Genomic DNA, 12,450 nt, shown 5'->3' with positions numbered 1-12,450 from the left:
CCGTGCTCAACCGTGCCCTCGGCCGCACACCCCACTACATCGTCGCCGGAGGACTGGCCGTCCTCTTCCTCTTCCCGCTGCTGTGGAACACCTGGGCCTCGGTCAGCCCCCAGCCCGGCACCGCCCAGCAGTCCGGCTACGGACTCGGCAACTATCGCACCCTGCTCGACTACGACGCCGGACTGTGGCGCTACCTCCTCAACAGCACCGCCGTCTCGGCGCTCACCGTCGCGGTCACCCTCGGCGTGTCGCTGCTCGGCGGCTACGCCTTCGCCCGCTTCGACTTCCCCGGCAGGAACGCGCTGTTCCTGCTCACCCTGGCCATCCTGATGGTCCCCTACGCCACGCTCCTCATCCCGCTCTATGTGCTGCTCGACAGGATCCACCTCCAGAACTCGCTGGTGGGACTGAGCCTCGTCCTGGCCGTGTTCCAACTGCCGTTCGCCACCTTCATGATGCGGATCTCCTTCGAGGCGGTACCACGCGAACTGGAGGAGTCCGCGCTCGTCGACGGCTGCGGCACGGCCGGCGCGCTGCGCCGCGTCCTCCTCCCAGCGGTACGCCCCGGGCTGATCACCGTGGGACTGTTCGCCTTCCTCGCCGCCTGGAACGACTTCATCGCACCCCTGATCCTCATCTCCGACAGCGAGAAGGCGCCGTTGCCGCTGGCCGTCGCCAACCTGCGGCAGCAGAGCATGGGAGCCGTCGACTACGGGGCGACCGAAGCCGGTGTGGTCGTCCTCGCCGTCCCCTGCCTGCTGGTCTTCCTGCTGCTGCAACGGCACTACGTACGCGGCTTCATGTCGGGCGCGCTCAAGGGCTGAATACCGATCAAGGCTGAATTCCGCGGCACCCCCACCACCTGACGGACAACCGGAAGGACCTACCGAAGGCATGAACGCGTGAAGGACAACACACAGCCGTCGACCGTCCTGCCCGTGGCGCCGACCCGGGGACGGCTGCGCCCCCTGGGCCTGGACGAGGTCACGATCACCTCCGGCTTCTGGGCCCGGCGCCGCCACATCAACACGACCGCCACCCTCGGCCACTGCCACGACTGGATGGAACGCGTCGGCTGGATCGGCAACTTCCGGGCCGCCGCCGAGGGCCGCCTCCCAAAGGACCGGCGTGGCCGCGAGTTCGCCGACTCCGACGTCTACAAGCTCCTCGAAGCCATGGCCTGGGAGCGCGGCCCCGACGCCGGTGCAGCACTCGACACCATCACCGACGCGATCGCCCCCGTGCAGGAACCGGACGGCTACCTCAACACCGCCTTCGGCCGGCCCGGTCAGGGCCCCCGCTACGGCGACCTCGAATGGGGCCACGAACTGTACTGCTACGGCCACATGATCCAGGCCGGCGTCGCCCAGACACGGGCGCGGGGCGAAGGCGCGCTCGCCAAGATCGCCCGCCGGGCCGCCGACCACGTCTGCGCCACCTTCGGGCCGGGCGGCATCGAGGGCGTCTGCGGACACCCGCAGATCGAGACCGCCCTGGTGGAGCTGGCCCGGGCGACGGGGGAGCAGCGCTACCTCGGCCAGGCCGCCCTCTTCGTGGACCGCCGGGGCCGCGGCACTCTCGCCGACCCCGAGTTCGGTCGCGCCTACTACCAGGACGACATGCCCGTGCGGGAGGCCACGATCCTGCGCGGCCACGCCGTCCGCGCCCTCTACCTCGCGGCCGGCGCCGTCGACGTGGCGGTGGAGACCGGCGACGACGACCTGCTGGCCGCCGTCGTCCGGCAGTGGGAGGCGACCGTCGCCCGCCGCACCTACCTCACCGGCGGCATGGGCTCCCACCACCGCGACGAGGCCTTCGGCGACGACTTCGTCCTGCCGCCCGACCGCGCCTACTCCGAGACCTGCGCCGGTGTCGCCTCCGTCATGCTCTGCTGGCGCCTCCTGCTGGCCACCGGCGAGCCGCGCTTCGCCGACCTCGCCGAACGGACCCTGTTCAACGTGGTCGCCGCCTCACCGTCCGAGGACGGCCGCTCCTTCTTCTACGCCAACACCCTCCACCGGCGCCGTCGGGGCACCGTACCGCCCGCCGGCACCGACAGCCCACGCGCCGAATCGAGCCTGCGCGCACCGTGGTTCGCGGTGTCCTGCTGCCCGACGAACGTGGCCCGAACCCTGGCCGTGCTCCCCGCGTACCTGGCGACGACGGACGACCACGGCATCCAACTGCACCAGTACACCGACATGGACATCGCCACCCAGGGCGTCGCGCTCCAGGTCCGTACGGACTACCCCTCGGGCGGACGTGTGACCGTAGGCATCAGCAGCTCACCCGGTCACTCTTGGACCCTGTCACTGCGGGTCCCCGCGTGGACCGAGGGCACCACGGCATGGCTGACCGAGCCGGACGGCACACGCCGGGCCGTCGCCCCGGGCACCGCCGAGGTCACGCGACGTTTCCGGCCCGGGGACGAGATCCGTCTCGAACTGCCTGTGACCCCCCGCTGGATCGCACCCGATCCGCGCGTCGACGCGATCCGCGGCACCCTGGCCGTCCAGCGGGGCCCCCTCGTCCACTGCGCGGAGTCGGTGGACCTGCCGACAGGGCACGAGGTGGACGCGGTGCGAGTGGACCGGTCCGCAGAGCCGGTGGACGGACCGCAGGGCACCGTCGTCGTACAGGGCGAGCTCATCACATCTGACCAGGCGCGGGACACTCCATGGCCCTACCGTCCGCTCGACGGGCCGACCGAGCCGCCCACGGACGGCCCGGACGAGCCCGCCACCCCCACCACGGCGGAGCGCACCGGCATCACCTTGGTCCCCTACCACTCCTGGGCGAACCGCGGGCCCTCGACGATGCGCGTGTGGCTGCCCACGACCGAGCCGCCGGTCAGCCCCCCAGCGGGGTAGCAGCGGCGCGTCATCGCCATCGACCCGGCCGGGACGGCAGCCGGCACATCCCGCACGGCGGGCGGCCGGGAACGCGATCGCCGACGGTGAGTGCATCGGGAAGCGAGACGTGACATCCGTGTGCTTGATGCCGACGCCGGCGACCGCGGCCGGCCGGAGGGCCCGGCCGGTGTACGGACGGCCCTCTGCCCAGTGCGCATGCCCGGAGCGCTTTCGGACGCTTGTGGCCGGGTCCCCGCCTCGGATCAGCCAGCCGTATCGCCTCGACGCCTGCCCCGCGGGGTTCTGTGCGAGCCTGGCATTCGGGGGACGGCCGACAAGTGCACGAACGGGCGGTGAGGACGCTATGCGGGAGGCCTATCACGGGGAGCTGGACGAGATCAGGGACGGCCTGGTGGAGCTGGCGAATCTCGTCGGTTCGTCCATGGGCCTGGCGACGACGGCTCTGCTGGATGCGGATCTGGGGCTGGCCGAGAGTGTCATCGCCACCGGTGAGAAGCTGGACGACCTCCAGCGCGACCTCGAGAACCGGGCGGTCGCGGTGCTGGCGCGGCAGCAGCCTGTCGCCAGGGATCTACGGGTCGTGGTCACGTCCCTGCGGATGAGCGCGGACCTGGAACGCTGCGGGGTGCTGGCTCAGCACGTGGCCAAGCTGGCCCGGATGCGCTACCCCGCACGCCCCGTGCCGCGTGACCTGCGCCGCACCGTGCTGGAGATGGGCCAACTGGCGCAGCGCCTGATGGCGCAGGCCGCCGAAGTGGTCGTGACGGAGGACGTCGACGCGGCGCTGCAGTTGGAGAAGGACGACGACCGGATGGACGAACTGCACCGGGTGATCTTCCAGCATCTGATGGACGACCGGTGGCAGCACGGGGTGGAGACGGCCGTGGACGTCACGCTCGTCGGCCGGTACTACGAGCGGTTCGCCGATCACGCGGTGTCGATGGCGCAGCGCGTGGTCTACCTGGTCACAGGCGAGCTGACCCCCGACATGCCGACCTGATGACGCATCGGCGTCGTGACGGCTGCGAGGGCGTCCGCCCGACGGGCTCCACGTCCGGCGCACCGCGTGACAGCCCGCGGGGAACGACGTGTGCCGACTCGATTGGCGGCCGTGGGGTTGGCAGGGCCGGGTTTCGGCCCTCAGCCTGGGCGAATGGTGGAACACACGACCGTCGTGCATGCCGTTGTCCGGGACAGGACTCACCGGGGTGGGTGGGTCGAGCACGACCCGACCGGGTGCGCGGTGGTGCGGTGCACATGCGGGCTGGACAGCGGCAGGGTGCCCGAGTCGCTGGCCGTACAGATCGCGGATGATCACCGCAGGATGGCTGCGGAAGCCCGCCTCTGATGCTCTTGTCGTCCTCGGCCGCGGCCCGTGCCGAGCTCGGTGAGCTGGACGGCCGGCCCCCGATGCGAGGCGCCGCGATCATCGTGCCGGGCTGCCTGAGGCAGCCTGTGTCGCCGCGATCCGTCACGTGTCGCGTGTGACGATGAGCGGATGGTGGATGAGGAGCATGTCGACGGCGGGAGCGACGTCGACGGCGTGTTGCAGGCGGCCTTGCAGCGCCTCGCCCTGCTGGCCGAGGCCACCGATGCCCTGTCGAGCACCCTGGACGGCACGCTGGCTCTGCGGCGGCTGTGCCAGGTCCTCCTGCCGCAGCTGGGCGACTGGTGCGCGGCGGATCTGCTCGATGAGCACCGGCGTCCCCGCCGGGTGGTGGTGGCGCACTGGGAGCGGCTGCCCACCTCTCATCTGGAGGGGCAGCTCCCACCCGTACCGGAGACGTCGGCCGATCCGCTGGCGCGGGTACTCCGCGGTGCGGGCCCGCTGCTGGTCGATCCGTCCGCGATGACCTCGATGGTCGACGACAGCGCCCTCCATACGGAGCAGGTCGCGCTGTTCTCCCGTCTGGGTGCCCGCTCAGCGGTGATCGCGCCGCTGCGGGCCCGGCGGCAGGTCCTCGGGGCCCTGACGCTGGCGCGCACCGGCGAGGCCCTGGCCCTCACCGAGAACGACCTCGCGCTGGTGGAAGACCTGGCCCACCGCACCGCCCTGGCCGTCGACAACAGCCGTCTGTACACCTCGGTGCAGAGCACCGCCGAACACCTCCAGCGCTCCCTGCTGCCGGTGTTGCCCGATGTGACTCCGTTGAGCGTCGCCGCTCGGTATGTGCCCGCTCGTGCCGCGGTGGAGGTGGGCGGGGACTGGTACGACTGTTTCCCGCTCCCGGACGGCGCGACAGCGCTGATCATCGGAGATGTGACCGGTCACGACCTGTCGGCCGCGGTCACCATGGGGCAACTGCGCAACATGCTCCGCGCTCTCGTCTGCGACCGGCTCGAACCGCCCGGCGACATCCTGCGCCGCCTGGACGCCATCGCCCACACCCTCTACGGCGGACACACCGCGACCTGTATCTACGCGCACCTGCAACCCGTTCCCCAGCCCGCCCCGCAGGGCCGCTGGCAACTCGACATCGCCAACGCCGGGCATCCGCCCCCACTGCTCGTGGCGCACGACGGCGACACCTGCTATCTGGACACGCACAACGGCGTTCTGCTCGGCATCGACCCGCACACCCCCCGTCCCAGCAGGATCCACACCTTGCCGCCGGCCTCCACGTTGCTCCTCTACACCGACGGTCTGATCGAGCGCCCCGGCGAAGACATCGACCGCGGCCTGGCCCGGCTGCGTGAACACGCCGCCGCCCTGGCCCGAGAACCGCTGTCCACCTTCTGCGACGAACTGCTCGCCGGGCTCGCGGGCGGCAGCAACGACGACATCGCCCTCCTGGCCGTTCGTCTCCCGCCTGCCCGATGAACCCGTTCGTCGCCGGACGATCCGAAGGCGGAGCCGGTCTCCTCCGAGATCAGCCGCTAAGCCGGCACACCCGCCGGGAGTGACACACGGACGGTGAGTCCGCCGCCGGGGTCGGGTGTCAGCAGCAGATCGCCGTGGTGGGCCCGGACGATGCCGGCGACGATGGCCAGACCGAGGCCGTGCCCGCGGCGTACGGGATCCTTCTCGGCCAGGCGCCCGCTGCCACGCAGGAACGGTTCGGTCAGGTGGTCGACCGTATCGGGCAGGAGGGGTCCGGTGTTGCTGACGGTCAGGACGGCGCGCCCGGGGTGTGCCGGATCGACGCCGGTGGTCAGGGTGAGCGATCCGCCGGTGGGCAGGTTGTGCCTCAGGGCGTTGTGGAGCAGGTTCAGGGTGAGCTGCCGGAGCAGTACGACGTCGCCGGTCGCCGGGGCGGGGCGGATGTCGGTGAACAGGGTGACATCCCGGGTCCCGGCCTCCTCGCGGACGAGGTCGAGGGCTTCGCTTCCGGTGTCCGCCAGATCGAGCGGCTGGGTGGTGGGCGGCGTGTTCTCGAGGACCGAGAGTTGCAGCAGGGCGTCTGTGACCTCGATACCGCGCTGGTTCGTCTCACGCAGCCGGGCCACGAGTCGGGGGTAGTCCTGGCCGTCGGGGTCGGCGGTGGCGACGTCGAGCATGGTGCGGTTGATGGCGAGCGGGGTGCGCAGCTCGTGCGAGGCGTTCGCGGCGAAGCGTTGCTGCGCGTCGAAGGACCGCTGCAGTCGGGCGAGCATGGTGTCGAAGGTGTCGGAGAGGTCCGTGAACTCGTCGCGCGGACCGGTGAGTCCGACACGGTGGTCCAGGGAGCCGTCGGCAGCCCGCCTGGCCGCTCGGGTGATGTCCTGCAAGGGGCGCAGGACGCGGCCCGCGATGAACCATCCGCCGCCCACCCCGACGAGCGCCAGCAGGAGCAGGGTGATGCCGGAGGCTTCGAGCAGGGTCTCCAGGATCTCCTGCCGGGAGGGGGCGCCGCCTTCGTCCCGTGGGTTCGCGGCGGTCAGGGGGTAGTTGGGTACGAAGCGCATGGCCAGGTAGATGACAGCCAGGGTGAAGGCGCCCGCGACGACGACGAACAGGGCGTACGTGAGGGTGAGCTTCATGCGGGCGGTCAGCCGCCGGGGCCGAAGGGGGCGTGCCGGGTCGTCCGCCGCCGGTGCCGAGACGGCGGCCGGGTGGCGTCCTGATCGCGGGTTCACCGGCTGTGCTCCGCCGGTTCGGCGAGCCGGTATCCGACGCCGGGCACGGTGTGGATCGACCACGGCTCGCCCAGCCGTTTGCGGAGCGTGGACATGGTGATGCGGACCGCGTTGGTGAACGGGTCGACGTTCTCGTCCCAGGCACGCTCCAGCAGCGTCTCCGCGCTGACGACCCCGCCCCGGGCCGTCATGAGGACTTCCAGGACGGCGAACTGCTTCCTGGTGAGCGCCACGTATTTCCCGTCGCGGAAGACTTCACGACGGAACGGGTCCAGCCGGATTCCGGCGTACTCGATGACAGGGGGAGTGCTGTCCTTGGGCCGGCGGGCCAGCGACCGGAGCCGTACGACCAGCTCCTTGAGGTCGAAAGGCTTGGTCAGGTAGTCGTCGGCGCCGATCTCGAACCCGGTGACCTTCTCGTTGAGCAGGCCCGCCGCCGTCAGCATCAGCACGCGGCAGCCGAGGCGGCGCTCCACGATGGTCCGGCACACGTCGTCGCCGTGCGTGCCGGGGATGTCGCGGTCGAGGACGACGACGTCGTACTCGTTCACGTCGAGGCGCTCCAAGGCGGTGTCGCCGTCCCCGGCGATGTCGGAAGCGATGGCTTCGAGCCTCAGACCGGCCTGCACCGCCTCGGCGAGATACAGCTCGTCCTCGACAATCAGCACGCGCATACGGCCTCTCCCGCTCTTGTCGCAAACCAGCCGATATTCGGCTGACGGTCCAGCGTACGGCTCGACGAGCGGCGATCACGAAGAGTGATCTCCGTGCTGCGGAACGCCCCCGCCGACCTTCCCGCCGTGCGCCGGACCGGCGGCCGGCGCCGTGTCCGGCCCTGTCCATTCGAGCGGTTCGGGCGTATCGAAAACGTATCGGGAAATCGAGACGGCCCGGAAACGCGGCCGGTCCTTGACTCCAGGCAGCACCGAGCGGAACCCGCCGCTCCGTCGCAGACGCCTGGAGGCCACGATGTACAACGACCACGGGGCGAGCCCCTCAGTCACGGCTGCGCGCCGATCCCGCGGCTCACTGGTGGCGGGAATCTGCGCGTTCGCCGTGCTGGTGCTGTCGGCCACATGGGTCGTGACGACCTGGAGCGAACCTGCCGCGCGGGCAACCGCGCCAACAGCGCATTCGCCGGACGGTGGCGTGGCGCCCACGGCCGTCCCTCCCGAGGCGGACGACGACGGTGCCCTGCCGGCCGACCGTGACATCACCCCTTTCGACACCTGGCACCCGGCCGTCAGCCGTCTGGAAAGGCGTCTGCTGAAGGCGGTGCAGGAAGCGGCCCGTGATGCCCGCGAAGACGGCGTCGCGTTCGTGGTCACGTCGGGATGGCGCAGCAAGGAACATCAGCAGCGGCTGCTGGAGGAAGGCATCGAGAAGTACGGGAGTCTGGAGAAGGCGCGGGAATTCGTGAACACCCCGGAGAAGTCGACTCATGTGTCCGGGGAAGCGGTGGACATCGGCCCCACCGACGCCGACGACTGGCTCATCCGCTTCGGCTCCGCGTACGGCCTGTGCCAGGCATACGCCAACGAGTTGTGGCACTTCGAGTTGCTGACCAGCCCCGGCGGCACCTGTCCCACGCCCCGGAACAATGCCGCCGGCTGACCCGCACGGGGCCGGGCAGCGATCACCTCACCCTGAGCCGGCACCCGACCAGCCGGGCCGTACATCCGCTTGGCGTGGTCGGGGACGGCACAGAGACCGGGTGCCGACCGTCCTCGCGCTTGTGGCTTGGATCGTGCTGACCTGTCACTCGCTGGTGCCCAATTCGGTCGGCCGTCTCGGCAGCCTGCTCGAAACCCTGCTGCCCTGGACGGGCTTGGCCGTACCTGTGCTGCTGTCGGCCGCTTTCCTCCGCAGGTCGGTGCCGGCCGGAGTCGCCGTCCTCCTTCTCGGTGCCACATGGGCTGCGATGTTCGGGCCACTGCTTCTCGGCCGGCAGTCGGACGCCGGGGCGAATCTGACGGTCGTCACCCACAACGTAGGCGCTGCCAACGCCGACCCTGTGGGAACCGCCCGCACGCTGCTCGCCGCCGACCCCGATCTGGTGGCCCTGGAAGAGATCACCGACGACACGCTGCCCGTCTACCGGAAGGTGCTGGACCATCGGCTCACGTACTCGGTCCGCGTCGGCACCGTTGCCCTGTGGAGCCGCTACCCCGTCACCGCTTCGGAGCGCGTCACCATCGACCCCGGCTGGAGCCGTTCCCTGCGCGCCCGCGTCCAGGGCCCGAAGGGCCCGCTCGCGGTCTATGTGGTGCACCTGCCCTCCGTTCGCGTCGGCGTCTCCGGTTTCGCCACCGCACGGCGCGACCACGTCCTGACCGCACTCGATCACGCGGTTGGCCAGGAACGGCAGCAGAAGGTCCTGCTGATGGGCGATCTCAACGGTGCCACCACCGACCGGGCCCTGGCCCCGCTCAACTCCCGGCTCACGTCCGTCCAGGACGAAGCCGGCAGGGGCTTCGGGTTCAGCTGGCCCGCCGCGTTCCCGGTCGCCCGTATCGACCACATCCTCACCCGGGGCGTCACCCCCACCGACGCCTGGACCCTCCCCGCCACCGGCAGCGACCACCGGCCGGTCGCCGCCAAGCTGAAGGCGTAACAGGCGCAGGGCCCTTGAGCCTTCTGCGGTGCGCGGCGAATGCGTTCGTTCGCGAGACGCCACCCACCGGGGAGCAACTCGCCGAGTGGCGGCCGTGGGTCACGACCGTTGCTGTGACGGTCAACCCCCGCCCCTGGCCGCGGTTGTGACAGCGTTCGGAGAACCTGCGTGTCATGCGCACGGCGCAGCCGGCCATGGTGAGCCGCAGCCTGAAATGCGATGTTTGTTCTTTTGAGTGGTGGGGAGTCCGGTGTGTGTAGCCATTCCGGATCCGGAGACGGAACGAACCACTGCCGGAAGTCGTCGCCGGTGCGGTGACAGGCCTGCTCGGGACGGCATCTCCGCATCGTGCGGACACAGCTTGAAGCAGATTCGGCGCCTGTGAGGAGGTCGGTCCGATGTCAACAGAGACCCTCCTAGCGATCATCCTTCCCATCGTCATCGTGGTTGCGGTGCTTGCCGTGGCAGGCCTCTTCGTCATGCGGCGGCAGCGCCTGCGTGAACGGTTCGGCCCTGAGTACGAGCGTGCGGTCGAGGACACCGGCAGTCGGCGCGCGGCGGAGCGTGACCTCGAGGCCCGCCAGAAGCGCCACGACGAGCTGGACATCCGGCCGCTGTCCACCGGCGTCCGGGAGCGGTATGCCGAGGACTGGCGGAGCGTCCAGGGAGAGTTCGTGGACCGCCCCGAGGACGCCGTGCAGGACGCCGACATCCTGGTGACCTCACTGATGCGTGAGCGCGGCTACCCCACCGAGGGTGTGTCACAGCGCCTCAAGGACCTCTCCGTCGAGCACGGCCGTACGCTCGAGCACTATCGCGCGGCTCATGAGGTCAACCAGCTCAGCAGGACGCACAAGGCGACCACGGAGCAGCTGAGGGGTGCCATGGTGCACTACCGCGTGCTGTTCGAGGAACTGCTTTCAGATGGTGGCCAGGCCCGGCACGCCCGAGCGTGACCACGTCGGACGGACATCGGAACTTCCGACCGGACACACACGATGAGCGGAGGAGAGATGCGACGCGAGCACACTTCAGGATCCGGCGGGAGCGGCCTGTCCACCGAGGACCTCGCCACCCCCCGCGGCAGCATCGAAGACGAAGGCCGGACGGGGTCCCCCGCCTTTCCCGGCGAAGCCACCGAACCGGCCGGTGAATCCACGGCACCTCCCGCTCGGGACGAGGCCATGCCGATGGCGGAGGAAGAGGTGTAACTCCTGCCGTCGGAGGACGAGGAGAACTTCCACGCCCGCTGGCATGAGATCCAGAACGAGTTCGTCGACGACCCTCGTGAAGCCGTCCGAGCTGCGGACACACTGGTCGCGGACGTGATGCAGACGATGGCGGCAACGTTCGCCGAGCACAAGAAGGACCTGGAGGGGCAGTGGAACCGCGGTGAGGAGGCGAACACCGAAGACCTGCGCAGGGCCCTGCGGAAGTACCGGTCGTTCTTCAACCGCCTGCTGTCAGCCTGAGGACCTCACACGAACTCGAGAGACGGTGAAGTGCCTGTGCGAGTGGTGAAAGATGCCGCTCCCAGAACACAGTTGACCGCTGGGCCGGCCGTGGCGACGTGAGCTGTCCGCCACGGCTGCCGCCCCTGCCGACCGGGCGGGTATCGAGCCCGCTGGTCGCTGCCGGGCGATCCTTCCCCTTGTTGCGCACCGCTCGGATGCCGTACTCGCAGCCGAGTCACACTGTTCGGATCCACCATTAAGTGTTTTGGTTCGAAACGTTGTGTAGAGTTTCATGTGCATGGGCGGGCCGGTCGTGGACCCCCTGCCAACAGCGCACAGATTCAGGCTGAAGACGCGTGGTGGGGAAAGCCGCGACCCCGCGTCCGGGCCGAGAGATCAGTAGCACCGTGCGATATCGCGCAGGCGGGAGACGACGACAGCGGTGAAGACAGTCGAACTGGGAAGTCAGGGACTGGGAGTTTCCGCGCAGGGATTCGGCGCGATGGGGATGAGCGGGGAGTACGGGTCGCGCCGCGATGACAGTGAGTCCATTGCCACGCTCAATCATGCGGTGGACCTCGGCATCAACTTCTTCGACACGGCGGAATCCTACGGCCCGTTCGAGAACGAACGGCTCCTCGGCCGCGCACTCGGTCATCGCCGGGACGAAATTCATCTGGCGACGAAGTTCGGCCTCGACTTCTCGGACGACGGGCAGCCCGGCCCGCTGGACGGCAGACCGGCTCACATACGCCGGGCCGTGGAACGATCGCTGCGACGGTTGAACACCGACGTGATCGACCTCTACTACATGCATCGGGTGGACCCGAACACCCCCATCGAGGAGACGATCGGGGGCATGGCGGAGCTGGTCGAGGCGGGGAAGGTACGGTACATCGGCCTGTCGGAGGTCTCCGCGGCAACGATCCGGCGCGCCCACGCGGTACATCCGCTGACCGCGGTGCAGTCGGAGATGTCGCTGTTCAGCCGTGATCTGCTGGACAACGGGACGAAGGCGACCATGGATGAACTGGGGATCGGTCTCGTGGCCTACTCGCCGATGGGGCGAGGCTTCCTCTCGGGCTCCATCCGCAGCGTGGACGACCTGGATCCCGACGATTCCCGACGAGGGCTGCCCCGGTTCTCGCCCGAGAACATCGAGGCCAACCTGGTCCTGGTCGACCATGTGCGGGGGATCGCGGAACAGCGGGGAGCAACGCCTGCTCAGGTGGCACTGGCGTGGGTGGCGGCGCAGGGTGCGGTTCCCATCCCGGGAACCAAGCGACGTGGATTCCTCGCGGAGAACGCTGCGGCGGCCGACATCGAATTGACGGCGGAGGAACTCTCGTCGTTGGAGAGTGTCATTCGGCCGGACACGGTCAGTGGCGCACGATACACGCCGCAGCAACTCGCCTCCACCGACCGCTGATGCCGGGACCGGCATTCATGGCTT

General features: G+C 69.7%; 12 protein-coding genes. 10 read left to right on the top strand and 2 right to left on the bottom strand.

The window, feature by feature from the left end; genetic code table 11:
* The first annotated feature begins 2 nt into the window (after positions 1 to 2).
* The 4 genes from DN051_RS03220 to DN051_RS03200 all read left to right on the top strand — a co-directional run bounded on the left by DN051_RS03220 (position 3) and on the right by DN051_RS03200 (position 5,694).
* Positions 3 to 824, top strand: a complete 822-nt coding sequence (locus DN051_RS03220) for a carbohydrate ABC transporter permease (RefSeq protein ID WP_112437922.1) — start codon at positions 3 to 5, stop codon at positions 822 to 824.
* Between the two features lie 78 nt (positions 825 to 902).
* On the top strand, positions 903 to 2,870 hold the full coding sequence (locus DN051_RS03215; protein WP_199314866.1) for a glycoside hydrolase family 127 protein: 1,968 nt from the start codon (positions 903 to 905) through the stop codon (positions 2,868 to 2,870).
* 346 nt (positions 2,871 to 3,216) lie between these two features.
* Positions 3,217 to 3,873 (top strand): phosphate signaling complex protein PhoU, encoded by a 657-nt coding sequence (phoU, locus tag DN051_RS03210; RefSeq protein ID WP_112437921.1) that lies wholly within the window; start codon positions 3,217 to 3,219, stop codon positions 3,871 to 3,873.
* A 498-nt stretch (positions 3,874 to 4,371) separates the two neighbouring features.
* Positions 4,372 to 5,694 carry a PP2C family protein-serine/threonine phosphatase gene (locus DN051_RS03200; RefSeq protein ID WP_112437919.1) on the top strand — a complete coding sequence of 441 codons (1,323 nt, stop codon included), beginning with the start codon at positions 4,372 to 4,374 and terminating at the stop codon, positions 5,692 to 5,694.
* Between the two features lie 56 nt (positions 5,695 to 5,750).
* Here DN051_RS03200 and DN051_RS03195 read toward each other — a convergent pair whose 3' ends face one another.
* On the bottom strand, positions 5,751 to 6,929 hold the full coding sequence (locus DN051_RS03195; protein ID WP_246040896.1) for a sensor histidine kinase: 1,179 nt from the start codon (positions 6,927 to 6,929) through the stop codon (positions 5,751 to 5,753).
* Positions 6,926 to 7,603: a response regulator transcription factor gene (locus DN051_RS03190; RefSeq protein WP_112437917.1), complete on the bottom strand. Its 678-nt coding sequence runs from the start codon at positions 7,601 to 7,603 to the stop codon at positions 6,926 to 6,928. The genes DN051_RS03195 and DN051_RS03190 overlap by 4 nt, the downstream gene beginning before the upstream one ends.
* Positions 7,604 to 8,078: 475 nt before the next feature.
* On the opposite strand from DN051_RS03190, the gene DN051_RS03185 reads away from it, so the two are divergent.
* The 6 genes from DN051_RS03185 (at position 8,079) to DN051_RS03165 (ending at position 12,426) form a co-directional block, all read left to right on the top strand.
* Entirely contained in the window at positions 8,079 to 8,543 is a 465-nt protein-coding gene (locus DN051_RS03185) for a M15 family metallopeptidase (RefSeq protein ID WP_246040894.1), read from the top strand.
* On the top strand, positions 8,530 to 9,543 hold the full coding sequence (locus tag DN051_RS03180) for an endonuclease/exonuclease/phosphatase family protein (RefSeq protein WP_112437915.1): 1,014 nt from the start codon (positions 8,530 to 8,532) through the stop codon (positions 9,541 to 9,543). The genes DN051_RS03185 and DN051_RS03180 overlap by 14 nt, the downstream gene beginning before the upstream one ends.
* Positions 9,544 to 9,941: 398 nt before the next feature.
* Positions 9,942 to 10,499 carry a hypothetical protein gene (locus DN051_RS03175; protein ID WP_112437914.1) on the top strand — a complete coding sequence of 186 codons (558 nt, stop codon included), beginning with the start codon at positions 9,942 to 9,944 and terminating at the stop codon, positions 10,497 to 10,499.
* Between the two features lie 57 nt (positions 10,500 to 10,556).
* Positions 10,557 to 10,754: a hypothetical protein gene (locus DN051_RS46350; RefSeq protein ID WP_246040892.1), complete on the top strand. Its 198-nt coding sequence runs from the start codon at positions 10,557 to 10,559 to the stop codon at positions 10,752 to 10,754.
* 114 nt (positions 10,755 to 10,868) lie between these two features.
* Positions 10,869 to 11,015, top strand: coding sequence for a hypothetical protein (locus DN051_RS46345; protein ID WP_246040891.1), 147 nt, complete (start codon positions 10,869 to 10,871; stop codon positions 11,013 to 11,015).
* Between the two features lie 424 nt (positions 11,016 to 11,439).
* A complete protein-coding gene (locus DN051_RS03165; protein ID WP_112437913.1) occupies positions 11,440 to 12,426 on the top strand; it encodes an aldo/keto reductase in 987 nt (328 codons plus the stop codon).
* The last annotated feature ends 24 nt before the right edge of the window (positions 12,427 to 12,450 follow it).

It is taken from the genome of Streptomyces cadmiisoli, from assembly GCF_003261055.1.
Taxonomy (GTDB): Bacteria; Actinomycetota; Actinomycetes; order Streptomycetales; family Streptomycetaceae; genus Streptomyces; species Streptomyces cadmiisoli.
This window is presented reverse-complemented; position numbering and strand designations above follow the sequence as displayed.